This window comes from Sutcliffiella sp. FSL R7-0096, assembly GCF_038595065.1.
Lineage (GTDB): Bacteria > Bacillota > Bacilli > Bacillales > Bacillaceae_I > Sutcliffiella_A.
On sequence record NZ_CP152003.1, the window covers coordinates 3,975,592 to 4,001,309 of the forward strand.

Below are 25,718 nucleotides of genomic sequence, written 5' to 3' on the forward strand. Positions count from 1 at the left end.
CTCCAGTACTTATTAATGATTTCGCTGTAACCATCCTTCTCCATTGAAATCTGCTTGCAGCTTTTCTCCATTTTGCGAAAGCAACTTGAGATCCTTTACATACCAGCCGCGACCATTAACGGTGGCGTCTGTTTTATATAGAAATTGAATGAATTTTGTATCTGCTGGAATGTGCACTTCTTTTTTCGTCCATTCCTCTTGGGATCCTGTCAGGGATGGGAGGGTGTCTGTCCAAGTCTGACCGTCCTTAGATATTTGTACATGGCCGTAATCGGATTGGTTCTCGATATGATACCAGGTATCAAAGGATAAGGTGGCAGCATCATTCAAATTCACTTCGGCAACAAGGCTCCGTTTTAATTGATCGCCATATCCTGAGAACCATGCCTCCTCTTTCCGGTCCATTTTCACTGGGATAGAGTCTGCCACAAGTCTGGCAAAAGGTCTTCGTACAATATTGGTGGTCACCGTTGTCCTTGATGGGTGAACCCTGTTCGTCAGAAGTATGGCGATCGTATCATTCTCTTGATTGATGACGATGGAAGTTCCTGTGTAACCAGTATGCCCAAGTGAACCTTCATTTGATAAGGCATCCATAAACCAGCCCTGATTCAGCTCCCAGCCGAGTCCATGATCATTGCCAGGGAACTCTGGGATTTTATTTTCTGTAAGAAGTTTGATTGTTTCCGGTTGTAAAATTTGCTCTCCACCATATCGCCCCTCTTTTATGAACATATGTGCAAGCTTCGCAAGATCTTCAGCTGTGGAAAAGACCCCAGCGTGTCCGGCCACACCGTCCAATGACCAGGCGTTTTCATCATGCACTTCTCCCCATACCAGGCCTCTTCCGATTGCAGGCTGATATTCGGTCGCTGCAATACGATGCTTCAAGGAAGCAGGAGGATTGTACATCGTTTCATTCATTCCAAGTGGATCTGTTAAGTGTTCTTTTACAAATTCATCTAAACGTTGGCCCGACAACCGTTCAATCAGAACGCCCAATGTTATCATGTTTAAATCACTGTATGTATAGGTTGTTCCTGGGGCATTCGCCAACCGGTGATGAAGGACTATATCTAATCTATCCGCTCTGCTTTCTCCCTGAGAATATAAAGGAACCCATGCTGTAAAACCGGATGTATGTGTCATAAGTTGTTCAATCGTAACCTCTTCCTTTCCGTTCGCTGCAAATTCAGGAAGGTGTGAGGCTACAGTGTCATCCAATTCAAATAATCCCTGTTCATACAAAATCATGGCAGCTGTAGTGGTGAAAATCTTGCTGATGGATGCAAGGTCAAAGATGGTATCTTTCTCCATCGCAACCGGGGAATCTGATTCTGTGAATTGATCATCCGTATAGCGATAAGCATCTCCATATGCATCATGCTTCACGATATGGCCGCTTCTGGCAACCAACGCTACTGCACCCGGCATAACACGGTCTTGAATCATCCCTTCCATCAACGGATCAATTTTATCCAAGGTGGCTTGTACCATGCCAGCGCCTTTTGCGGAACCTGGATGAAGCACCGGGGAGGAAGGAGCAGGATTGTTCCAGGTAAAGACAGGATGTACAGCGGAGCTATTGACCTTTGACTCCTTCATTTCTGTCTTACTCTTTCCTCCTTCTGCAAAAATAGTAGTGTTTAATGGTCCTCCGAAAAGTGAGGTAGTCAATACAGCTGTTAACGCGACGGAAACAGTCTTCTTTTTCATAGTTCCTCCTTACACTTTGTAATTATTTTTGTAAAGGCTTTCATTTATCTACTATTCTAGTTTATGGAATAAAACGTATAGATGTCTATACCACATAAGTCCTGTTAAAGCAGTATTTTGTCGGGGTGATATGCGACTTTTATACTATTCTGAAAATTTAGAATGTATTTTACTGCACAAAAAAGACTCTTTTCGTAAACTTTGTTACTTTTACGTACTTATGAACCAACCGTTATATACCTTATTGTCGTGCTCTTTTCCCTGCAATACAAAATTTACTGCTGCTTTTTTTAATGTATCTAAGCAGTAAAAAGTCCAACTGCCGACTTTTTACTATTGGATAGCAACATTCTTTGAGAAAAGTGCCTTAAAAAAAGACCTGGTATCCCTCCAGATCTATTTTTTCACCCAGTTATCTTTGTCATTTTTCCTATATTTCTCCTTCACCGCACTCCATGCAACTTTATGTGCTGTTTCCTCTTTATCATACTGATCTGAGGCAGAATTGAATGCTTCCTTGTAGATTTCCTGCGCATGTTTAGGGAGGTTATCCCTGACTCCATCCGGCAAATCTTTTAGAGAATCGTAGGGCATCTTATACTCCTCCTTTATCAATTTATTATTGTTGAATACCCCATTCTCCATCAATTAAACGAAAAAGAAGGATTTTCACCTCCTAAAAAGAATAGAAATAATAGAAGCGACATAAAGAGGAGACACGATGTTAAAAACTACCTATTTACTTATCGTATTAATTTTATTAACAGGTTGCTCAAACACGCCAGTTCATACAGAAAAACAGATGGAAAAGGTACCTCTGACTACAGACTCTGTGTTAGTGATCCCACCGGAACCATCAAGTATAGAGATGAAAGAATGGCTCCTTCCCAAAAAGAACTCAAGAGTAAGAGGTGCGCCGACTACTCACGTCGTGCTCCATTTCACCAATAATGCGCTTCGATCGCCACAAGACCCCTATAATGTCGAAGAGGTCTATGCACTTTTTGAAGAGTACGAGGTGTCTGCTCATTATATGATAGACAGGGAAGGCGAAATCTACCTTTTGGTGCCGGAAGAACGCGCTGCCTTTCATGCTGGAAAAGGGCGTCATTTAAACTATCAGGAATACGGGAATGGCCTCAATGATTATTCGATTGGAATAGAACTACTGGCAATAGGGACCAAAGAAGAAATGCTTTCGACAATACCTGAAGAGATCTATGACTCTATTGATCCGCTTAATGTGGGGTACACCAAGGAGCAATATATCGCTTTAAATAAACTATTGGACGATATCTTGACCCGAAACCCGGGTATAAAAAATGACCGAGAGCATATCATCGGCCACAACGAATACGCTCCAGTCCGCAAAAGCGACCCTGGGGAACTATTTGATTGGTCAAGAATAGGATTTTAAACAAAGGCTCTGTTAAATACCGCTGTTGACTTCCGCACTAGGCTTCGCTTTCCGCGGGGCGACCTTGAGCCTCCTCGCGCTACGCCCTGCGGGGTCTCAAGAATGTCGCTATCCCCCCGCAGGAGTCTTTGCCTATTGCTCCAATCAACAGCTAGGTTGCTGCAAAAATTAACAGTATGCATATACAGAGCCTAAGCAAAAAGAGACCAAGCGCATCACACCATGCCCCGGTCTCTTTTTACATTATTCACAAACCAATATCTCTCTTGTAAAATAGCCCTTTTGCGTCTCACAACGATCTGTAATACTGAATCCGGCTTCCTCCACCATATTATCCATTGTTTCTATCGTAATCACGACGACCTTTTTGGCAAAACGGCGTGCGTGCTTCAAGATGGATAATTGATCTTCTGGTGTGGCGTGGGTATAAAGGTTGTAAGGCATATCAATTACTGCCACATCATAGCTATCCATTACATCCGAGATAGGTCCGAGCATAACCGTACCCTGGAGGTGAAAATGTTCGATATTTTCCCTTGAACCTTGTACCACCAAGGGATTAATATCTCTTCCTTCCATATTGATCCCCATGGATAAAGCTTCAACAAGTACCGTTCCAATCCCACAACATGGATCAATGGACGTGATTCCATGAGGATCCGGAACAGCGATATTTGCTACTGCTCTAGCCACTCGGGTGCTCAAGGCTGTTGAATACTCCCGCGGTTTCTTCGTATGCTTGAGCCAAATTGCCTCACTCTTTCTGTAATGACCGAAATACCAGCGACTACCGATTGTAGCCATTCCGAAAATATGATCAGGATGATGGACATCAGCCTCGCCTTCAATAATCCACCCTACAGCACGTTCTATATCTCGACGCTCCTGATATTCAATCGTATGAGGAGCTTTCCGGTCATTTATTTTCGAAAAAATAACTTTGAAAGTTTGGTTCCCCATCTTTATTTCCGTCACTTGTTCTATGATATCCTGCAATGTTTCCCCTTCATAGATAACCTCTATTCTTTCACGGATAAAGGGACTTCTGCTTGGATCGATTCTTTTTGAGCTTTTGATAATATTATCATCTGTTGCTTTGCCAAAAAAAGAACGCATCTCCAAATGGCAAAGGGATTGCTCTTCCTTGCTGTATGCGTAGGTATATATAAATGCGGATTTACTTTGCTCTATCAATCAATTTTCTCCTTTTGTTTGGCCAGAGTTTCATTTTATAAGTTCTATAAGCCTATTTAGTTCAACTGGATTAAAGCCTTTTACCGCCTGTTCACCCACAGCTGTCACCGGGATTCCCATGAAGCCGAACTTCTCCACTTCCTGTTGATATTGCTTATTTGCCAATAAATCTCTAACCTCGAAAGCTACTTGTTGTTCTTTAAGGAATTCTTTTACTAGTTCACAATCTCTGCACCCTGGCGCTGAATAAACGATAAGTTGATTGTTCATGGATGTTCCTCCCTCTAGTTTGATTATCCATTTCTTCTTAAATCTTATCATATCCTTTAAAGGTTTGGCGAAATCAACAGCTAAGAATATTTACATTGTGAGACTTTCAGACAGCACGTAGACAGCGAAGAACAAGAAAAAGTATTTAACAGAACTTAAACAAAAGACGACCAGCAACTTTCACCGATCGTCTAAGGAGATTAAACTTTCACTTCAATATATTGGGGACAGGTATGGCCTTTGCGACCAGTTCTGCCACCATTTCGGCTCCATACTGGGAAAAATGTGTGTCATCTTCCACTCCATCTGGATAGTTAACATGCTCGGAGGCTTTAAGCCAAAGAAATAACCTTTTCGTTTCCTCGCTACCCAATTTAGTGAATAAGTCTTTGGATAATGTGGATAAATCCACCAGCTTGACATTTTTATCTGAAGATAAATCCTTCATTGCTTGTGGATAATCACCATGAGTTTCATAGAATTTTCCTTGTTCGTCAAAACTTCTTCTTTGCACAGGGGTGATGAGAATCGGTGTAGCTCCTTTACGTAATGCAACTTCGATATACTCAAGCAAATAAGACTGGTAGGTGGTAAAAGGTAAGGTCCGTCGCTCTTCATCATCTTTTTGGTCATTGTGACCGAATTGAATGAAAAGATAGTCCCCTTCCGCTATATTAGTAGCTATCTCTTCCAATCTTCCTTCTGCGATGAAGCTTTTAGAACTTCGCCCACTTGCAGCTTTATTCACCACCTCTATGGATGTAGGCAAGTATTTGTATAACACCTGTCCCCACCCCGCTCTTGGGGCAACATCTTCTTGATAGTCGCTTATTGTGGAATCCCCGGCAAGATAGAACTTACACTTTTTCATATTGTCCACCTCTTGCTTGCTCCACCCGGCGGATAAAGTTGGTCGCAGTTTCTGTTACATGACGACAATGTTCCTCCGTCAATTCTACTTTCGTATTAATCAGGGTACTGCCGGCCCCTACCGCTACCGCCCCTGCACGAATAAAGTCGCCAACATTGTCCAAGGAAATCCCTCCTGTAGCCATAAGCGGGATATGCGGCAGCGGACCATGAATATCTTTAAAGTAACCAGGACCAACAATGTTTGCTGGAAACACCTTGATCATATCTGCCCCATGTTCATATGCCGTTAAGATCTCTGTCGGGGTCATGGCACCAGGGATGCTTACTGCACCATACCGCTTCGTCATTCTAATCGTTTCTATATTCACTGTAGGAGAAAAGATGAATTTAGAGCCAGCCATGATGGCAGCCCTAGCTGTTTCAGGATCTAATACCGTTCCAGCACCTACCATCACATCCGGCATTTCCGATGCAACCTTTTCAATTAATGATAAAACCTTTGGTGTTTCCATTGTGATTTCAAGTGCGGTTACACCACCCGCTTGTAGTGATTTTGCGATAGTTAGGATGTTTGATTCATCGGCACCACGTATTACCGCCACTACCCCGATATCTTGTATTTCTTTTACTAGACTCATCATGATCCTCCTTTATAACGTGCAGCCATCATTTTATTTTGTAAGTGCCAGCTCCTTCTTCCCTATAAATTCCCAGAAGTTATTGTAAAACAAGTCCGCAACGTCCCGCTCTATTTCGGATTGTTCCAGCTCCCAGCCAGTTTTTAGCAAATCATTGTATTTTTCAATCAATATAGTGACGATAATTTCTTTAGAATGGTCCCATTTATAAATTAATTGATCCAGCACACGTGCATCCGAGTGTTGCGGGATCATACTGGTACCAAGCATCTCCATTCGCATGCGAGTCATCTCATTAATCAGTACCGGATTATTGGTGAACCACCAGCAACCAAACACCATCAAATTACGGAACTTCCTGGCAAGCACTACCAGCTCATGTTGATTTTCACGTGCAAGCATGGTGCAGAAGAATTTGTTGTTCGGATAATTTGCTAACAGATATTCCAACCCTTCCATTCCCGCTTTGCCGACATAGTCGCCTGCATCACCAAGAGATGGGTTCACTCTTTTCTTAACACCGATCATCATGGCAAATGGAATACCCGCCTGCTCACACAATGGCAGGATACAATCCTTGATGATCCTACCCCGATCGGAATCCTCAGGGAACGCAAAAGATGGCGGCAGGGAAACAGCCATATATAACGGGTTCATTCTGTCCATCCAATCAGACAAAAAGCGTTTCACTTCGTTTACTGACTGATCATTCCATTCCTCTTCTACCTTGTAACCCCATTCCACTAGGCGTTTTTTTGCATTTGCATAGTCATTTAGCAATGGATCGATCCTTAAGGCCGCATGGAAACGTTCGTTCGGCTTAACTCCACTTAACCAGACTTCCCTTTCTTTATCGTCAAACGGGTCATTTGTCATTACCACATGATCAACTTTAGCTAATTCTAATACTTTATCCACATGCTGTTCGCTTGTTTTGGATGCAAAATACTCTCTATAACTCTCTAAGCTTCTTGTTGAAGGATCCAGACCAAACCCTTTCAGGCATGTTAAGACACCGCGGCACGCTTCACTGACAGGGGAATGTTCCACAAACAGCTTCTGCCAGATGTGATCAGCTTGTTCTTGCTTGGAAAGCTTCCAAAATTCTTCTACAGAGAGATCTGACCAACGCATTACTTCTGCCACAAGATAATGATAGGTTAATAGTTCATCAATATCCCATAATAGGATGTCACCAAAGTTAGGGGAATAAAGGTGTGTATGCATGTCTGTTACGCGTTGGTTTTGCACTACCTCTTTTACTGTTTCTACCAGGGAATCATAATTTGTAATTTTCATCTTCATTTCCTCCTATTTCTTTACTTTTTGCAGAAGCTGTTTGTTACTTTGCTTTATCCCTACAGTTAGCATTTGCCCTAGATGGAAGGATACCTCATCTTCTAAACCAGGAAGCTTGCGCAGATCCACCCCCCACAGATCGCTATTTTCTAGGATCGAGAAGATAAATTCCTTTATATCCATCTCTTCCTCAAGAAGCTGATCCCATTTTGTTTTGAACAAGGAAAGAACTTCTTGATTGTCACGAATGACATACTCCGTCTCTCCCCTTTTCCCGATTAGAAAATCTCCCTCTACCCTGAATGGCTTATAATAAAAAATTAAGGCAGCCAATGAATATGTAATAGCAGCAGGAAGCTCGTTTCGGTCTTTAACAAAATCTATTAGGGAAGGGATAAGCCTTGATTTGAATTTATACACTGCATTCATCCCGATATCACTAAGGTAATGTTTTGTAAAAGGATTTAAAAACCTCTCTACCACAGAATCAGCAAATTCCCGCTTCTCCACTTCCTCCATTTGAACAAAAGGGAAAATCTCTTGATAGAGTCCTTTTTCGACGAATTCTCTTAAATCGGTATCTGTCATCGCATCCAAGACCGTATCCGCTCCAGCCAGATAGCATACTGCAAACATCATGGTGTGAGGACCGTTCAAAAGCCTGACCTTCATATTTCGATGTGGGGTCACATCCCCCCACTTTACATTCAATCCGGCTTGTGTAAATGGCAGGCGAGCCGCTACGTTTTCCCCGCCCTCGATGGCAAACAGGTGATAAGGTTCCCCTACGGTCATCAAGACATCTTCATAGCCAAGCTTTTCACGAAACTCATCTGCATTGTCCCTGGGGTATCCGGTTACGATACGATCTACAAGTGTGTTGCAAAATCTATTTTGCCCTTCCATCCATTCCACACAGCTTTTTGAGAATCCCCACTCTTTAGCATATCGAAGCACTAAACTCTTCAGGACTTCCCCATTGTTTTCAACAAGCTCACAAGGGATGATGGTAAGTCCCGACCCTTGCACTCCACCCATCACTTCAAAACGATGCTTCAGAAATGCAGCTAATTTACCTGGAAAGGAAAGAGGAGAAGTCTCTCCATCGTAGGATTCTTCCAAATAAGTAAGTCCAGCTTCCGTAGTGTTCGAGAAGACAAATTCAATCTCTTTGGATTCCGCCACCTTCAATACTTCCTGCCAGTCGGAATATGGATTGATGCCCCTGGAGATGGAAGAGATGATTTCGTGCTTATCTACTTTCTCCCCATTGACCACTCCCCTAAGGGTGAGCGTATATAATCCGTCTTGGGCATTTAACTTTGGTACAACCTTTCCATGAGGAGTCGGCTGGATCGCGACCACCTTGCCGTTAAACACCCCTTGTTTGTTCATCTCATGGACCATCCAATCGATAAATCCGCGAAGGAAATTCCCTTCCCCGAATTGAATGATTTTTTCAGGTAGGTGTTCCTGCCTTTCATCCGTAACGATTGAGTTCAGATCTTTTGGATGTAGCGCTCTCCCCAAACTGACTTGCTTCATCTTCACCCCTCCTTTATAAAATGACGCCGTCTTTAAAGATGGAAATTTCCTTGAAACCGTTTTTCTCATTATGGGTACGCTCTACTCCGGAAGCGAGGTCTACTACATAATCAAATAATTCGTCGGTTAGATTCCCCATCTCTTTTCCTTGAACAAGTTCCCCTGCATTGAAATCAATCCAATTCTGTTTTTTCTCGTAAAGGTCTGAATTAGTAGAAATTTTCACCGTCGGTACAGGGCCGCCAAAAGGTGTTCCCCTTCCAGTAGTAAACAATACGATATGTGCGCCAGCTGCTGATAATGCTGTAACAGACACAAGGTCGTTTCCTGGACCCTGCAATAAATTCAGTCCCGGCTTTAATACTCTTCCCCCGTAAGGATGGACGTCCTCGATGGTGGCAAATCCACCTTTTTGCACACATCCAAGTGATTTCTCCTCCAGAGTCGTAATGCCACCTGCCTTATTTCCTGGTGAGGGGTTTTCGTAGACAACCTGATCATGCTTTAGAAAGTACTGTTTAAAATCATTGACCAGTTCTACTATTTTGTTAAACACCTCTTCATCCTTTGCTCTCTCCATCAGAATAGTTTCGGCACCGAACATCTCCGGCACTTCTGTCAAAATCGTTGTGCCTCCATAGGAGATCAATTTATCAGAGAAAGCCCCAACCAGAGGATTCCCGGTAATTCCTGAGAACCCGTCAGATCCACCACATTTCAACCCAACCTTTAACTTGGAAACAGGAACGGGCTGTCTTTTGAAGCTTTTGACATAGGCTGCAAGCTCTTCAAGCAGGGCAAAGCCTTCTTCCATTTCATCCTCGGCATCTTGAACCCCGAGAAACTTCACCCTGTTCAAATCAACATCTCCAAGTACTCTCTTGAATTCTGCGAGGTGGTTGTTTTCACAACCCAATCCAAGTACCAAGACACCACCGGCATTGGGATGGTGAACAAGGTTGCTTAATATTTTTTGTGTATTGTGCAAATCATCCCCTAATTGGGAACAACCGAATAGATGTGCATAATGGTAAAAACCGTCGATTCCCTCTTCTTTAAGATGGGTATCTCCCATTTTGGCCAACAGTTCCGCCGTTTTATTGATGCACCCCACCGTATTGATGATCCAAATTTCATTGCGTATACCAACCTCTCCATTTGCCCTGACATATCCTTGAAACGTTCTTTCCCCTGCATAAGCATTCTCCAATTTCCCTTTTGCAGGAGCATATTCATATTCCAAAGTTCCCGAAAGATTTGTCTTTGTATTATGTGTATGAACCCACATACCTGCATCAATATTTTCACTGGCATGACCGATTGGATAGCCGTACTTCACAATGTGTTCCCCGGCTTGGATACCTCTTGTAGCGATTTTATGCCCTTTAGGCACGTCTTCCCTCAAGGTGATGACTTGCTCCAAGACCTCCACCTGTTCCCCGGCTTGAAATTCTTTTAGTGTGATCAACACATTGTCTTCTTTGTGTATCGCAATGTAATCCTGCTTCATACTGACCTCCTACTAACTTTTTTATCGATGGACATCCTCTAGGACAGTTTGTTGTGTAAACCTTTCAATTTCTGCCTTTTCCGGTAACCCTTCATAATCACCCTGTACCAATGTCGCCATCGCTCCGACAGCATTACCCCTTGCTACCGAGTCCCCCACAGAAAGTCCATCCAATAGGCCAGACAACACCCCCGCAGCAAATCCATCCCCGGCACCAACCGGGTCTATCACTTCTTCCACAGGGTACCCTGGGATGAGAACGCTCTCTTTTTCGGTAAAATAATACGCACCTTTTGCGCCAACCTTTAAAATGACAAGTTCATTGCCTTTTTGAAGGAATAGCTTCCCGAGTCTCTCTGGATCATCTACGCCGAACATGAATTTCCCCTCATCTAAACCTGGCAGAATAATATCGGAAAGGGAGGAAAGCTCTAACAACACTCTTCTTGCTTTCTCTTCCGACCAAAGCTTTCTGCGAAGATTCGGATCAAATACAACTTTCACACCATGCTGTTTGGCAATTTCAATCGCCTTTTTCACCGTTTCATAACAGGAATCACTCAATGCAGGCGTAATACCTGTAAGATGAAGGTATTTAGCAGTAGCAATATAGGATGCATCTATTTCCGTTGGCAGCAAGGTACTAGCTGCCGATCCTTTTCTGTAGTACTCCACTCTAACATCGCTTGCGCGTCGAACTTCTTTAAAGTACAATCCTGTAGAAGCCTCATCGCTATAGGTGACCTGACTTACATCCACACCTTCCCCGCGGATAAAACCTACCATCGCTTTTCCGAATTCATCATTTCCCACTTTACTGATCCAACCACAATGATGCCCCAGCCTTGCAAGCCCGATTGCCACATTGGATTCCGCTCCACCAAATTTCCTAGAGAACGTATGGGAGTATCTCATCAGCGGAGAAGAGTCTGGTGTAAAAAGCACCATGGATTCTCCTATTGTCACAACATCCATTCGCCTACCCCTTCCCATTTCTATCCATTTGGATAGTAGTAGAGATCGAGAGCACGCTTCTCGATCTCCTTTTCAGCCAATTATTTTAAGTCCTCCATTTTGACAAATTCCATATCCTTGAAGGTATAGTTTTCGCCTGCCATTGCCCAAATGAACGTATAATTGTTCGTGCCCATACCAGAATGGATGGACCATGGCGGAGAAATGACTGCCTGTTCATTTTTCACCACAAGGTGACGCGTCTCGCTAGGCTCACCCATTAAATGAAAGACCCTTGATTCCTCCTCCATATCGAAGTATAGATATACCTCCATACGACGGTCATGGATATGTGCCGGCATCGTATTCCACATATTATTCGGCTCAAGCAATGTCATCCCCATCATTAATTGACAGCTTTGTATTCCCTCTTCATGGATATATTTATAAATCGTCCTTTTATTAGATTCACTGTCAGAACCCAGTCTAACCGGTTCCGCGTCTTCAATTGGTAATATCCGAGTAGGGTATTCCTTGTGTGCCAAAGATGATACAAGATAGAATTTCGCAGGTTCGGAGCTGTTTAAACTATGAAAAGTAACCTCTTCTTTTCCAAGTCCGACATAAAGACAGTCACGCTTACTTAATTCATACTCCTCGCCATCCACCACTACTTTACCTTTTGCCCCTATGTTGATGATGCCCACTTCTCTTCGCTCCAGGAAATATTCCGTTTGAAGCGTTTGGCTTCCTTCCAGCTTCAATGGTGCATCTGTTGGAATCGCTCCACCCATCACGACACGATCATAATGGGAATAGACCATCTTGAGTTTTCCTTGTACAAACAATGATTCTATTAAAAATTCCTCTCTTAGACGCTCTGTTGTAAAAGTTTTCGCTTCGATCGGACTACCTGCGTATCTTACTTCCATTCCTTATCTCTCCTTTTAATTAAATTTAGTTTTTACCTTGCCATCCATCCGCCATCTACGGTGAGTACATGTCCATTCACATAATCAGAAGCATCTGATGCCAGGAATATTGCCGCACCGACTAAATCATCGGGCTTTCCCCATCGCTGAGCTGGGATCCTGGAAAGGATGGAAGCATTTCGTTCTTCGTTATTCCTGAGTGCTTCTGTGTTATTGGTTGCAATATATCCAGGTGCTATCGCATTTACCTGTATCCCCGAGGACGCCCACTCATTTGCCAATGCTTTTGTCAACCCGGCAATGGCATGTTTACTTGCGGCATATCCAGGGACGGTGATTCCCCCTTGAAACGATAATAGGGAGGCAATATTGATGATCTTTCCATTATTCCGGTCCAGCATCGGCTTTGCGAATGCCTGACAGAGAAGAAACACGGAATTGATATTGGTATCCAATACCGCCTGCCAATCCTCTAAAGAATGTGTAGCAGCAGGTTCCCTTCTGATGACACCAGCATTGTTCACGACAATATCAATGCTGTGGGAGGAAAGTATCTCCTCACACTTCCCTTTTAATTCTTCCACCTTGGACAAATCCATTAAGTATGTTTCATATCTACCATCGAAGTGTGCTATTTCCGATTCGGTCTCTTGCATATTATCCCGATGACCGACAAGGATTACCTTGGCCCCAGCTTTCGCGTATCCAATTGCGATCGCTTGTCCAATACCTGTCCTTGCCCCGGTAACAAGGGCAGTTTTTCCTTTTAAAGAAAACCATTCATTTACGTTATTCACCTTCCTGCCTCCCTTTGCTTAAGTTGGAACTACCTCATTGTGTTTTTCCTTGGATGTTTCTTTCCTATCTATTTTGTTGAAAATGATATCCGCAACTAATGTCATCATATAAGCCAATATGCTGATGCTGAAAAACGGGATGATGCCAGGAATAAGCATGAATACATACTGCAAGATGATCATTCCCACCACCATCAATAATAAGAAATGCGGATAGGTCAACCCTATTAACAGTGCAGATTTGAAATATTGCCAGAATGATAGCTTATAATTCACATATACTTGAAAGATCATCAGTGCCATCATAAAGAACAAAATGCAGCTGAAAAGTAGAATATATCTAAGGATTAGGAAAAGTACTGCTCCTCCTTCGAGTAGGGATAGATTCAAATAGAGGAGATAAGCAAAAATTGCAAGCACCAAACCAAGGAGATTCGCCTTCACAAACTCCCTTTTATAAAAACGCCAAAACGCCTTTACAATCGGCAGATCATTTTCTCCTTGCCTCCATTTTCTGATGATGGCATAGACCGCGATGGTTGCAGGCATGATGCCGAATACGATCCCCCCAAGCAATGTAAATCCAATCCATAACAAGTTGAGGTATGCCAACCTGGCTATGACTTGACTTATTGAATAAAATCCTCCCCAAAGGCCACCCATATCCACCATTGCTCACCCTTTCCTACTTTTTATAACAAAATTCACTAATATCGATTGGTTTGTTTTCTTGAGAAGAACGCCACACTCCTTCTCCAACGGCAATGGAATAGGCTCCTGCCTCTGCCCCGGCCAGGATTTCATAAGGTCTGGCCGGGTCTGGACCTAAAAATAAGTCTTCTAAAAGCAAAGGATCTCCTCCTCCATGCCCGCCATCTGTATGTACAACATGGATGATTTCTTTTGAACCGAAAAGGGGATAATAATCGATCGTCTGCTGCGCTGGTATAGGGAATGGAATGCGGCTTGGTTCATGGAACTCAGTTGTTTCGAGCCTTCCTCTTGTGCCATTGATCGCTAACTTATATCCTTCATATGGTGCCGAAAAGTTAACAGAATAACTAAGCAAGCCTCCTTGGTTATACTTCACCATTGCTGTATACGTATCTTCTATATTGATTTCTGAATCAAAGATGCAAGCATCTGGTCGGTAGTCTGTATAAAGTTCTTGAGGCTTTACGTTTTGCTGAAGGTGATCATCTTTCACCCCATTGTTCCTGCTTCTCGAATTCCAGCGTGAATAATAGGCACAGTTATGTTTTTCTGAACAGGTAAGGCAGTTTCTCCCATCGACCTTAGATGGATTATGCTCCCCTTCCTTCCCATAATAATGAAGGGTACCGTATGCAAAAACTTGAACTGGTACTTGGTCAAGCCACCAATTCACAAGATCAAAATGGTGAGATGATTTATGAATGGAAAGTCCACCTGAAAATTCCCTTTTACGGTTCCATCTTTTAAAATAGCTGGCTCCATGGTAGGTGTCGATGGTCCAGTTCAAGTCAATGGACGTCACCTTCCCCACCTTGCCCTCAAGAATTAATTCCTTGATTTTCCTGTGTATGGGGCTGTAGCGATAGTTAAAGGTGACGATCACTTTTCCTTTGCTGTTTCGTTCCGCAGCTAAAACTCGATTTGCATTATCCAAGGTCGTTACCATCGGCTTTTCCGTAATGACTTCCAAATCATGTTGTAGTCCAAGTTCAATATAATCAAAGTGGGTATCATCTCTGCCAGCAACAAGGATTGCATCGGGTTTTGTTTCCTCCACCATCTGATGGAAAGCGCTTGGTTCATAGCAAGGATGATTAACCAGTTCCGGAAACTGCTTCCTACACACTTCAAAACGCAATGGATCACTATCAAGTAGTCCAACGATTTTATTCGTGGATGAAAAGGTCGATAGCAAAGGATTTATATACATGTTCAATGCTCGATTACTGATTCCGCAAACCGCATATCTTTTCATGGTTGCACCAGCCTTGCATCCACCATAAATTGACGGAGTATAGTTAAAGCTTTTTCTCGATCATCACCATATTTGGGGACGACTGCCACCAACTCATTCTGGATCGGCACCCCATTGAAAATTGGATGCTCCATTGGAATAGGGATGGCATAAATACGTTCCATCCCACCTTCATCCTCTGCCCTCAACTCGCTTTGGATCCTCTCTCCACCCTCCTCCACTACCACATCAAGTGCCTCAAGACCGATTGGGTCTAGAATGGAAGGTAGCATTTCTTTTTCTATAATCAGGATATCCCCTGTATGACTGACGATATCCACCATGAGCCTTTCCAGCATTCCCGGATATAATTGGAGTTGAACTTCCTGATCAACGAACTTGCCATTACCCAACTTATTTTTTCCAGTCAAAACAGAATCTTGAGGGAGATCTGTATAAACCAAGATTTGAAATCCATCATCCTTCCCCTTACAAGCTGTAAGCATAAGGAGAAGGATTGCCGCTATCAACCCCTTGAACAAGAAGGGCCTATTCTCCATGACTTTCATTGCTCTCCCTCCAACAATTTGTTATCCGATCAGCTTCTCCATTTCCAAGCAAGCGAAGATAAAGGAGCCTGCACCATGTAAATCGTTTTGGCTGCATTCGCGATTCACGTAATAGTCGTACGTTCCAATGGAAGTGCCAATACAAATATCTTTTAATACCACTTCTTCGCTCTCCGTTACTTCCACTTTGTGGACGATCATTCCTTCGAATCCTTTTTTGGCAATTTCCGCATATTCTTTGCCTACATATCCTTTTGTAACAGCTTTGGCAATGGTATAGACGAATAGGCTTGAGCACGATGTTTCCAGCCAGTTATCCTCCAAGTGTCCTTTATCCACTATCTGATACCATAATCCGCTGTTTTTATCCTGATAGGAAGAGACTGCTTTCACATAGTCTTGGACGACGTGGATCCATTCATCACGTTTTGCATGTCCGTCTGGCAAAAGGTCTATCATGTCAATGACAGCAAGGCCATACCATCCAAGCGCCCGGCCCCAGAATTCAGGTGCACAATAGTTTTCTTTATTCACCCATGGCTGTGCACCCTTTTCGTCCCATCCATGATAATAGAGTCCTGTTTTGTCATCCTTTGTATATTTCCGCATCAGCTGTTCTTGATGAAGGACCATATCTATAAGCTCTGGCTCCCCGAATGTACGGGCATATGTCAATGCATATGGCCCTCCCATATACAAGCCATCCAACCACATCTGATAAGGGTACTTATCTTTATGCCAAAATCCTCCCTCACTCGTCAAATTCAAAGTAGGGTATAGATCTCGAAGTTTTTTTGCTGCCATTTCATATTTTTTTTCTCCGGTACGTTGATAAATGGAGAATAGGAGAAGTCCTGCCTGAATGGCATCCAATTCATCGCGGGCAAAGTAGAAGTTTCCATATTCATCTATTAAATGATCGACATATGATTTTACATACTCATAATATTGTTCCTCTCCAGTGTGCTCCCAAATGCGAAGCATCCCACAAAGAAAAACTCCCTGGTGATAATGCCAGCGATTTGCCGGCGGTAGTTCTGGTGCAGTATAACTATTCATCAGCGTTTCACTTATTTTTGCTGCATAGTATAAAGGTGTTTTCACTTTAATGACTTCGGACATATTCATTCTCCTTTTCTGTTTTGTAAGCGATGTCATTTTACTAGTCAAGGCAGACTGGAATTTTATTTTTTGATATTTCTGCCTTTTGTTAGTTCTAACTTATCTCTTTTTTTTTATCACCGATACAATCATAAAATGATAACCTTCTAAAACAGCATCATAGAGCCATTTCTATCAAATGATATGACCTAATGAACCCAATGTTAGAAAATGATTATGTAGATTTATAGGGAAAATAGCTTATAATAGTTTATAATTATGAAATTTTCAGATTATTATTGGAGGGTTGTTATGTCTGGCGCGCCAAAAAATTATTACTACAAAATAATAACCTTTACCCTTTTATTGGCTACGATACCAGTAATTATTGTCGGGTTATTTTCCTACCTGAGGTCCTCAGAAGTCATTCAGGAAAATGTTGCACAAGAAAAGCAACAAAGCATTTTTCAGGTTCAGACAAACATTGAACAGGTTTTAAAGACTGTCGATCACTCTTTAACCTATTTTGTTTCCACAAATCACCTCAATCAGATATTAAGGGAGCCTCTGACCCCCATACAATTTCAGCTTTATAATCAAGCTAAGCAAGAATTAAGCAGCCTTCAAACAAAAGAAACCGGCGTTGAAGATATCATACTTGTGAGCTTGCAAGAGAAATGGGCGATTAACAATCAAGGACTACAAAGGTTGACTCTTGAGGAGAATGAAAAGATTCATCAAACCTATATAGCAAATCCAAAAGGGGCGGCCTGGGTATTAGAAGAGAATAATGAGAACGTCTTTACAAATAGCAGAAGCTCATGCAGTTATAACATCAATCTAGTCAAACACCTTCCTTTTACAAGCTCGAATAAAACGGGACTAGCAATAGCAAGAATACCCGCATGTACCTTCAATGAGATTATGGGCCAAAAGCCAGAAACAGAAACTACTATAGTATTGGATGACAAATATCAGGTTGTAGGGCATAGTAGTTTTAATAAAATTTCCGATGACTTGTCTGAATTGGATTATTTGAATGAATTGAAAGCAGCAGAAGATAAATCTGGGCAATTTAATATCGATTTGAATGGAACCGTTTACAAAATAACATATAGGAAATCTGATTATAACAATTGGACCTATGTTTCATTAATAAGTATCAGCAATTTAAACCAACAATCCAGCTCCATCGGGTGGTTCACCTTAATTGCATGCTGTATTCTCCTTTCTCTATCCCTAATAGTATCTCTGATCGGGTCACGGAGAATCTACAAACCAGTCCACCGATTGCAGGAAATCGTATCATCTAGTAGCAAAGTTCCTATTGGAGCAAAGCATAAAAATGAATTTGACCTTATCGAACAGCGCATCCACTATATGCTGGATCAAAATGATCAGCTTGAAAGCAAATTACAGGGACAAGTAACCCAATTGAAACAGTTCTTTATGGTGAAGCTGTTGCAAGGGAAAGTAAGTGAACACGAAGTCCACTCTAAAATGATATCTTACGGCTATAACAATGATTGGAAGCGACTATGTGTGTTCACCGTTCAAATCGACTCATTGGACGAGTCCATGTTCAATGTAAAAGAGGAAGACCTTTTGCTATTTGCTATAAATACTATGATGGAAGACATGATACCTACCCAAAACAGGATGACTCCTATTGTCATGAATCAAACGCAAGTCACAGTTATGATGTCCAATCATGAAACTGATGAAGAGTATACTCACTTCGTCAATGAAGTCGCTCAAACCTTTCAATCAAAAGTGAAAGAAGAATTAAACCTTCCTATCAGTATTGGTATAAGTTTGCCATATGAAAAAATCTTCAAGACCAATATTGCCTATAAAGAGGGGATAGAAGCCCTTAAATATAGGATTAAATTTGAAAGTGAAGCCATCATTTTCTTTGAGAACCTGGAACGTGGAACCGCTTTTCATACCTACTTTCCAAAACAAATTGAAAATGAAGTATTTGATGCAATTAAGGTTTGTGACAAAGAGAAAGTGGACGAGCAGCTGAATAATTTATTGCGTGTCATCCTTGAAAAGAACCTTAATCATACCCAATATCATATTTCCATCGTTCGATTCCTAAATAATCTTCTTGAATTAATGCAAACACTTGGAATTGATGTATTGAAAAAAGAATATAAGATGACCATGTTCGATCAATTATATGAATTAAAAACATTGCAGGAAATTGAAAAATGGTTTAAGGATATGATCATTTATCCATTAATTGACAACGTGGAAGAGAGGACAAATTCACAATATAAAAACCTCTCGGACAAAATTATCCATATTGTGCAGCAAGAATTCGATTCAGACATTACGCTGGAGTCCATCGCAACCAGACTCCATTATAATCCCAACTATTTAAGCAGTATCTTCAGAAAGGAAACAAATATGTCCTTTAGTGAATATTTATCCTTATACCGACTTACAACTGCAAAACAGTGGCTGGAGGAAACAAATATGTCAGTCAGGGAAATATCTGAAAAACTAAAATACACAAATTCACAAAACTTCATACGCTCCTTTAAAAAAGTAGAAGGTACCACACCAGGGAAGTATCGAGATTTAAAAAGAGCTCAATAAAAAGGGAAGAAAGTATATGTTTTGTTAACTACATCAGCAAAAATAATTAACTACTATGGAAGGGAAAAAACTTATTACAAACTTCCTAAAAGGTTTCAACCTGTGGATTAGAGCAAAAGGCGAAGACTCTTTGAGAATGCCGAGCATTTTCTGCGGTCCGCAAATGGCTCGCTTAATTCATATTTGGCATGTAAGAACCGGGTGTTTTTTGCCCGGTTTTTCATAGACCTTACTTCCCGATGTATTCAAACCAATCGAAGTCCGCATGGTTGTCACTTTCCACTCCATTGCTGCTCGCATACATCCCGATATATGCCCCCACAAACCCTCCAGCCACATCAGTACTTAAAATCCTTCCATCTATATTTCTAGCTAATTCCTTCCATTCTTCATCTTCTTCACGATAATAGAAATTATATTCCTGACCCATTGCTTCTACTTTCATCAGTTGAACCGTTCTTTCTACCGGTTTTTCCACAACGGTTCGATCCATGCCTTCTTTTCTTTCTATAAGCCGCACGATCTCCCCCTTATCCCGGGTAAGGCTTTTTTCCACTCGTAGCTGAAAGTCATGACTTTGAAGAAGGATCAATCCTGCCACTTCATTTTCCTTTTCAGGTGTGAAATCCATAAGGATGGAAGCTTCAAAGCTTTTATGCTGCTGTCTCCTGCCGACAAACGAAGGGTTTACTTCCTCCGTTATTTTTTCTGGCTTAAGCTTTAATCTAAGATTGCTCTTTCGTTTCTTCAGGGACCAAAATTCATTACGTGGGGTGCGTATAAAGTTCCACTGCATACCAAGCATACTATCTTGAAAGTGATCTTTATCTGGTATTGCGGGAAATGCATGCTCCTTTAAATCTGGGTATCGCATCTTTTCTTCTACCATCCCCTTGCCGGGATTTACCACAGGCCATCCTGATTCCCAGATGAACGGGACAAGGAAGGTCTCTCTTCCCAGGTTTCGATAACCCCCGCCATAAGGTCTAGTACCAAGACAGACCATCCACCATTCACCGTTTTGTGTCTCCACGATATCTGCATGTCCGATACTAGTGATAGCATGATCGCGACCCAAGTGACGATGGGTAAGTATCGGATTCATTTTACAGCTTTCATAGGGACCAGTAAGGTTTTCGCTCCTTGCAATCGTCACCGAATGTGTGAATCCAGTCCCACCTTCTGCAATGATTAAATAATAAAGACCATTGATTTTATATAAATGAGGAGCCTCCTGAGCGTGGGCATTTTTCAACGCCCCATCCCAGAGGTTGAAGGTGGGACCAATCAATTGATTGGTGTCTAAGTCTAGTTCCCGCATCCATATTTCCATGTGTTTAGCGTATTTTTGTCCGGAGGGAGGAACGCGATTTCCAGTATAGTAGGCTTTTCCATCATCATCAAAAAACAAGGAAGGATCGATTCCCGGTGCTCCCTCCAACCAATAAGGGTCAGACCATGGACCTTTAGGGTCGGAAGCCGTGACGAAGAAATTCCTCCTTGCACCCGTTTTACTTACTACAAAGGTGGTAATCACATAAAAGAGCCCTTCATGGTAACGGATCGTGGCTGCATATATGCCTTTTGATGCTGGAGTCCTGTCTAAATCCAACTGGGATTCCCTGTCAAGTACATGTCCTATCTGTTGCCAATTCACCAAATCCTTACTATGAAAAATCGGGATGCCCGGAAAATATTCAAAAGTGGATGTCACTATATAATAGTCCTCCCCCACCCTACAAATAGAGGGATCTGGATAAAATCCAGGCAAAATGGGATTATCAAATAATTTTTTCATCGAGTATTTCCTCCCTTTTTGTTGAATGCAAGGGTTCAAATCTAATCCAGTCGATGTCTACGTGTCCATCGCTTTCCTTTTCGCTTACACACAACATGCCGATCTGTGCCCCAACCCATCTTCCTGGTAAGGCTTTCACTTCACTTTTTATCCAGGTGAAATCAATGCCATTAGAAGAAAATGCAAAACGACAAACAGCTCTATCCTTTACTTCTATCCTGAAATACCCTGAGCCCTCTTTTACTAGAATTCCATCCTCCTGCTTTTCATCTGTCAGAAAAGATAAGCTGTAGCCTTCGTGCTTTTTTGTCATTAACAGCCCCTCATACTTTTCCCCGCAAATCAAAAATCCAAATGCTTCTTCATGAGAGGCAGCGTTGAAGTCAAACTTAATCGTGACATTAATCTTTTCTGCAGGGAGCTTTTGAGTAAGGACATTTGGTTGATGCTGAATAAATGCCTCCTTTTTGGCAGGATAAAGTCGTAGCCATCCCTGCCTTGCCTTCAAGGAAAACCATTCATCCTTCCAATTTGCTTTCCATTGCCATTGCAGACCTAACTCTGCTTTATTGAACTCATCGCTTGTTTGTGGCACCCTGGGAGAGTTCGACTTTCCAGCGGAAGGCTTTTTCCATCTTTTCACTGGTTCCCCTATACCTTTAAAGTGGAGATCATTCCCCATCCATGGCCAATCGTCCTTCCAACCCATTGGCTGTAGATGAACAATTCGTCCGTATGCTTCTTTATCCTGAAAGTGTATGAACCATGACTCTTCGTTTTCCAGCTCTACCCATGCCCCCTGATGTGGACCATTTATATCCGTATCTCCCTGGGCAAGTACTATCTTATCTTCATATGGGCCGAAAATATCTTCAGAACGAAGGACAGTTTGCCAGCCAGTGGCAACTCCACCTGCTGGGGCGAATATATAGTAATAGCCATTTCGCTTATGCATCTTCGGCCCTTCAATGGTTGGATGGTTGATACTACCATCAAATACTATCGTTCCTTCACCTATCAATTCTGTTCCATCAGCTTTCATTTTTATCATCTGCAACATGCTTTTAAAACCAATCCTGCTTTTTGCGAATGCATGGACCAAATAGGCATTTCCATCTTCATCCCAAAATGGGCAAGGGTCAATCCAGCCTTTTACTTGCTTCACAAGATGAAATGGGGTCCATTCACCAAACGGATCTTTTGTTTTACTCATGAAAATCCCTTCATCTGGAGCACCAAAGAAAACCCAATAATATCCATCGTGATATCGTATGCTTGGTGCCCAAACGCCATCCCCGTGCTGAGGCATCTCATAACGCGGATAGGGGAACGTTCTACTAACATGATTAATAATTTCCCAGTTTATAAGATCCTTCGAATGCAAAACGGGCAGACATGGGGACATATTGAAGCTTGAGGCAACCATAAAGAAGTCTTCTCCTACTCTAATTACATCGGGATCTGAGTAATCTGCATGGATGATTGGATTCTGATAATTACCATTTCCTAAATCTGGATTCCATACCCCTTCTACCTTATTTGCATCTTGCAGTTTTTTTCCCACCAGCTACACGTCCTTTTTACGTTAATTGTCGGATTAGCCAATCATAGGACTTTTTCCCATTTATCTCATGGCCACCATCGAAAAATTCAACTTCTAATGCCATATTGGCATCAAATGCCCGATAGATTTCTTGGATTCTGCTGTATGCTTCCTTTGCATGCTTGACTGGAAACACCTTATCTTCCATCCCAGACTCAATGAATAGGGGTCTTGGTACCATCAGTCCCAAAAGATCCGGCATCTCTGCAACCTGCAGAATGTTCGGAATATAATTATCAAGACAATGATTCCTATCCATGATGCTCCCTTTAAAAGTATTGGCATATCCACTGACAACCGTTGCCTGGATCCGTTCATCCAGAACAGCTGTATAGGCACTTACAAGACCTCCACCAGAAAGTCCCATGATCCCTATCTGTTCCTTATCGATATCCTCCCTTGTGAGTAGATAGTCTAATAGTCTTCTGCATTCATTGATTCTTAACCCTGCCAATGTTTTTCCCATCATCAATAAACTACTTGCGAGATGAAAGCATGAGTTTTTTTCTGTGGGTTCAAATTGCTGATCTTTCATCATCCGTCTATCCCCAAATCCAATCAGTTCCGGTACTGCCACCAGTACCCCCTTCTTAACCAGCTCCACTGCAAAATTATTATGAATGCCGGGTTCGCTTCTCTCTATTCCAGCTGGATCCAGCCCGATAGCTTCCTTGCTACCATAACCATGACCATGAATGGCCAAAACTAACGGACGTTTTCTTTTCGATTTTATCCCTCTCTTTGGAATGAGAAGGTAAAATGGCATTTTCAAGCCTGGATAGGTCGTGATCTGAAGATGAAGCCTTGTATATTCTTCGTTTTCACGGACTTCCAGTATAGTTGGCTTCATGTCTGCGAATGGAGGAAAATCTCCCAAAAGGAGCTGAAATTCATTTTTTTTCTTTGATTGCCATTCGACATCAAAGTGATGGGTGTGATCTTGAAGCCTTTCTTCGTATAAAGTTTGAAGGAAGCCATCCGGATTCCACATAGATCCTCTTCCTCCCTTCATCGTACTTGAGCTATATTAATTTGACTGTTTATGTGTTCGGCATAGCTATCCATTAATTTTTCGGATTGTCTTCCTGATATATAGATATCCTCTGCATTTTTCAGCATGATGACAGGTGTATTTTCATGTAGGTTTTTCATCTCTAGGTTTTGAATTCCCACATCTGATGATTCTTCTAAATGTAATGCAGGCCCTTGTCTCGTTTCAATTCGAACCTGATTCAACTCCATGCCATCGATGAATTTTCCATACAGCCCTTCTCCGGCCATAATGATGACTTCTTTGACCATATCAGGCTCTCCACCAGCCTCATTGGCATCGTTCGTCATCTCAATATGAACATGAGATAAGGAGATATCTTGAACCGGCATTTCCGGTAGTCCATGAATGAATCCTGCCGCCGCCCGGCAATTCTTCGCTGTAACATTACTTAATCTAATATGTTTCACCATTGGTGTTTTTTCGCTGACTGGAATTGCTTCCATTGAATTCATGGTTGGATCATTCTCATCCACCCCGTAGCGATAGAAGGAATTGATAGAAAACGGACAAAAAACATCTTCCATATAAATGTTGTTTACAAGAATATTTTCAACATAAGCACCTCGTGCGCGATTCGTTTTGATTCGTATTCCCCTGTCTGTCCCGATAAAGACACAATTGGAAACTGTCACATTTCGGATCCCCCCTGAGTTTTCACTTCCCATAACCACGCCTCCGTGACCATGGAGCATCGTACAATTGGATACTGTCACATTTTCCGTTGGCTTGCCTACCCTTCTCCCGTCTTCATTGATTCCAGACTTCAAGCAAAGGCAATCATCCCCGACATCAAAATGACAGTCAGATACCCTCACATTGGAACAAGAATCAATATCAAATCCATCTCCGTTTGGAGTATCAGAAGGATTCTTAAATGTTACCCCCCTGACTTGGACATCCCGGCAATAGACAAGATGGGTATTCCAAAATGGGGAATTTTGGAGGGTGACACCTTCTATGGTGACGTGTTCACAATCCATAAGCTGCAGAAGCGGCGGCCGAAGGAATTGAGAATCCCACTCTACTAAATTGGTGGAGAGGGGTTCAAGCATTGCCTCGTTATGCTGACGAATTTCCTTCGTCACTGCAGTGTTAATCGATTCTCCTTCCTTAAGACGTTTGTTTATTTCCCACCAAGCTTTACCTTGACCATCTATTACACCATGCCCTTTGATGCTCACATTCTTTAAGGAGCTCCCAAAGATCAGCGGAGAAAAACCATAGCACTCATACCCAGACCATCTTGTCTTGACGCTAGGATAAACATCGAATTCATCTATGAAAATTACTTTTGACCCTGTATCAAGATAAAGATTGATATTGCTTTGCATCACGATGGGACCTGTCAAAAATTCACCCGCGGGGATAAATACCGTACCTCCCCCATTCCCTGCACAATCTGTTATTGCTTTAGCTATTGCTTCTGTGTTATTGGTCTTGTTATCTCCTTTTGCTCCATAGGTGGTAATATCATATACAACCACTTATCATCCCTCCTAATTTATAGAAATCTAAATAAAAGAGGCAGTTTTACCTGTCATAAAGGTGAAAAACATGCCTCTTCCTTCCATTCAATCCAATAAATCTTCACGCAAGGGAGTGAATGTATCTAATAAAGCACTGGCTTCTAATGCCTTCACCCCATGTACAACATTCCCGGGAATGAAAAGCGATTCCCCTTGTTGAAGAAGCACTTTCTCTCCGCCTAAATTAAACTCCAGCTTTCCCTTAAGACAATAGGTGAATTGCTCGTGCGGATGACTGTGCTCCGCTCCTATGGCTCCTGTTTCAAAGTGAACCTCCATCATCATCAGCGTTTTGCCCGGCGGATAAATTTTTCTTTTCACCCCAGTATCTACGTTTTCCCACGTTCCAACCATCTTCCTCACTCCT

Annotated in this window: 23 protein-coding genes; 2 read left to right on the top strand and 21 right to left on the bottom strand. The window is 42.1% G+C overall.

The window, feature by feature from the left end; translation table 11 throughout:
• Positions 1–12: 12 nt before the first annotated feature.
• Positions 13–1,716 carry a serine hydrolase gene (locus tag MKY77_RS20450; protein ID WP_339147487.1) on the bottom strand — a complete coding sequence of 568 codons (1,704 nt, stop codon included), beginning with the start codon at positions 1,714–1,716 and terminating at the stop codon, positions 13–15.
• Between the two features lie 396 nt (positions 1,717–2,112).
• Positions 2,113–2,310: a ChaB family protein gene (locus MKY77_RS20455; RefSeq protein ID WP_339147488.1), complete on the bottom strand. Its 198-nt coding sequence runs from the start codon at positions 2,308–2,310 to the stop codon at positions 2,113–2,115.
• 127 nt (positions 2,311–2,437) lie between these two features.
• Here MKY77_RS20455 and MKY77_RS20460 point away from each other — a divergent pair, with 127 nt between their 5' ends.
• Positions 2,438–3,133, top strand: a complete 696-nt coding sequence (locus tag MKY77_RS20460; protein ID WP_339147489.1) for an N-acetylmuramoyl-L-alanine amidase — start codon at positions 2,438–2,440, stop codon at positions 3,131–3,133.
• 243 nt (positions 3,134–3,376) lie between these two features.
• Here the strand turns inward: MKY77_RS20460 and MKY77_RS20465 are convergent, their stop codons facing one another.
• From MKY77_RS20465 to MKY77_RS20530, 14 genes are all read right to left on the bottom strand, one after another.
• Positions 3,377–4,327, bottom strand: coding sequence for an RNA methyltransferase (locus tag MKY77_RS20465; RefSeq protein ID WP_339147490.1), 951 nt, complete (start codon positions 4,325–4,327; stop codon positions 3,377–3,379).
• Between the two features lie 30 nt (positions 4,328–4,357).
• Entirely contained in the window at positions 4,358–4,597 is a 240-nt protein-coding gene (locus tag MKY77_RS20470; RefSeq protein WP_339147491.1) for a glutaredoxin family protein, read from the bottom strand.
• A gap of 208 nt (positions 4,598–4,805) precedes the next feature.
• Positions 4,806–5,468 (bottom strand): rhamnogalacturonan acetylesterase, encoded by a 663-nt coding sequence (locus MKY77_RS20475; RefSeq protein WP_339147492.1) that lies wholly within the window; start codon positions 5,466–5,468, stop codon positions 4,806–4,808.
• On the bottom strand, positions 5,455–6,108 hold the full coding sequence (locus MKY77_RS20480) for a bifunctional 4-hydroxy-2-oxoglutarate aldolase/2-dehydro-3-deoxy-phosphogluconate aldolase (protein WP_339149875.1): 654 nt from the start codon (positions 6,106–6,108) through the stop codon (positions 5,455–5,457). The genes MKY77_RS20475 and MKY77_RS20480 overlap by 14 nt, the downstream gene beginning before the upstream one ends.
• Positions 6,109–6,141: 33 nt before the next feature.
• On the bottom strand, positions 6,142–7,407 hold the full coding sequence (locus MKY77_RS20485; RefSeq protein WP_339147493.1) for a glucuronate isomerase: 1,266 nt from the start codon (positions 7,405–7,407) through the stop codon (positions 6,142–6,144).
• Positions 7,408–7,419: 12 nt separating this feature from the next.
• Entirely contained in the window at positions 7,420–8,952 is a 1,533-nt protein-coding gene (locus MKY77_RS20490) for a tagaturonate reductase (protein WP_339147494.1), read from the bottom strand.
• A 13-nt stretch (positions 8,953–8,965) separates the two neighbouring features.
• On the bottom strand, positions 8,966–10,462 hold the full coding sequence (locus MKY77_RS20495; RefSeq protein WP_339147495.1) for an altronate dehydratase family protein: 1,497 nt from the start codon (positions 10,460–10,462) through the stop codon (positions 8,966–8,968).
• 21 nt (positions 10,463–10,483) lie between these two features.
• Positions 10,484–11,437, bottom strand: a complete 954-nt coding sequence (locus MKY77_RS20500) for a sugar kinase (protein ID WP_339147496.1) — start codon at positions 11,435–11,437, stop codon at positions 10,484–10,486.
• Between the two features lie 80 nt (positions 11,438–11,517).
• Positions 11,518–12,348, bottom strand: a complete 831-nt coding sequence (gene kduI, locus MKY77_RS20505; protein ID WP_339147497.1) for a 5-dehydro-4-deoxy-D-glucuronate isomerase — start codon at positions 12,346–12,348, stop codon at positions 11,518–11,520.
• 32 nt (positions 12,349–12,380) lie between these two features.
• Positions 12,381–13,145 (bottom strand): 2-dehydro-3-deoxy-D-gluconate 5-dehydrogenase KduD, encoded by a 765-nt coding sequence (gene kduD, locus MKY77_RS20510; protein WP_339147498.1) that lies wholly within the window; start codon positions 13,143–13,145, stop codon positions 12,381–12,383.
• 18 nt (positions 13,146–13,163) lie between these two features.
• Positions 13,164–13,817, bottom strand: a complete 654-nt coding sequence (locus MKY77_RS20515) for a YesL family protein (RefSeq protein WP_339147499.1) — start codon at positions 13,815–13,817, stop codon at positions 13,164–13,166.
• 13 nt (positions 13,818–13,830) lie between these two features.
• Positions 13,831–15,114, bottom strand: a complete 1,284-nt coding sequence (locus MKY77_RS20520; protein ID WP_342515458.1) for a Gfo/Idh/MocA family oxidoreductase — start codon at positions 15,112–15,114, stop codon at positions 13,831–13,833.
• Positions 15,111–15,662, bottom strand: coding sequence for a hypothetical protein (locus MKY77_RS20525; protein WP_339147500.1), 552 nt, complete (start codon positions 15,660–15,662; stop codon positions 15,111–15,113). Before MKY77_RS20525 ends, MKY77_RS20520 begins: the two co-directional genes overlap by 4 nt.
• A 21-nt stretch (positions 15,663–15,683) precedes the next feature.
• Positions 15,684–16,784: a glycoside hydrolase family 88 protein gene (locus MKY77_RS20530; RefSeq protein ID WP_339147501.1), complete on the bottom strand. Its 1,101-nt coding sequence runs from the start codon at positions 16,782–16,784 to the stop codon at positions 15,684–15,686.
• Positions 16,785–17,075: 291 nt separating this feature from the next.
• Here MKY77_RS20530 and MKY77_RS20535 point away from each other — a divergent pair, with 291 nt between their 5' ends.
• Positions 17,076–19,370 carry an AraC family transcriptional regulator gene (locus MKY77_RS20535; RefSeq protein WP_339147502.1) on the top strand — a complete coding sequence of 765 codons (2,295 nt, stop codon included), beginning with the start codon at positions 17,076–17,078 and terminating at the stop codon, positions 19,368–19,370.
• A 229-nt stretch (positions 19,371–19,599) separates the two neighbouring features.
• Here the strand turns inward: MKY77_RS20535 and MKY77_RS20540 are convergent, their stop codons facing one another.
• The 5 genes from MKY77_RS20540 to MKY77_RS20560 form a co-directional block, all read right to left on the bottom strand.
• Entirely contained in the window at positions 19,600–21,168 is a 1,569-nt protein-coding gene (locus MKY77_RS20540) for a glycoside hydrolase family 43 protein (RefSeq protein WP_339147503.1), read from the bottom strand.
• The gene (locus MKY77_RS20545; protein WP_339147504.1) at positions 21,152–22,732 is read right to left on the bottom strand and encodes a glycoside hydrolase 43 family protein; all 1,581 of its coding nucleotides are present in this window, start codon (positions 22,730–22,732) and stop codon (positions 21,152–21,154) included. The genes MKY77_RS20540 and MKY77_RS20545 overlap by 17 nt, the downstream gene beginning before the upstream one ends.
• 16 nt (positions 22,733–22,748) lie before the next feature.
• Positions 22,749–23,762 (bottom strand): alpha/beta hydrolase family protein, encoded by a 1,014-nt coding sequence (locus MKY77_RS20550; protein WP_339147505.1) that lies wholly within the window; start codon positions 23,760–23,762, stop codon positions 22,749–22,751.
• A 17-nt stretch (positions 23,763–23,779) separates the two neighbouring features.
• Positions 23,780–25,309, bottom strand: a complete 1,530-nt coding sequence (locus MKY77_RS20555) for a glycoside hydrolase family 28 protein (RefSeq protein WP_339147506.1) — start codon at positions 25,307–25,309, stop codon at positions 23,780–23,782.
• An 87-nt stretch (positions 25,310–25,396) separates the two neighbouring features.
• The gene (locus tag MKY77_RS20560; protein ID WP_339147507.1) at positions 25,397–25,705 is read right to left on the bottom strand and encodes a cupin domain-containing protein; all 309 of its coding nucleotides are present in this window, start codon (positions 25,703–25,705) and stop codon (positions 25,397–25,399) included.
• Positions 25,706–25,718: the final 13 nt, after the last annotated feature.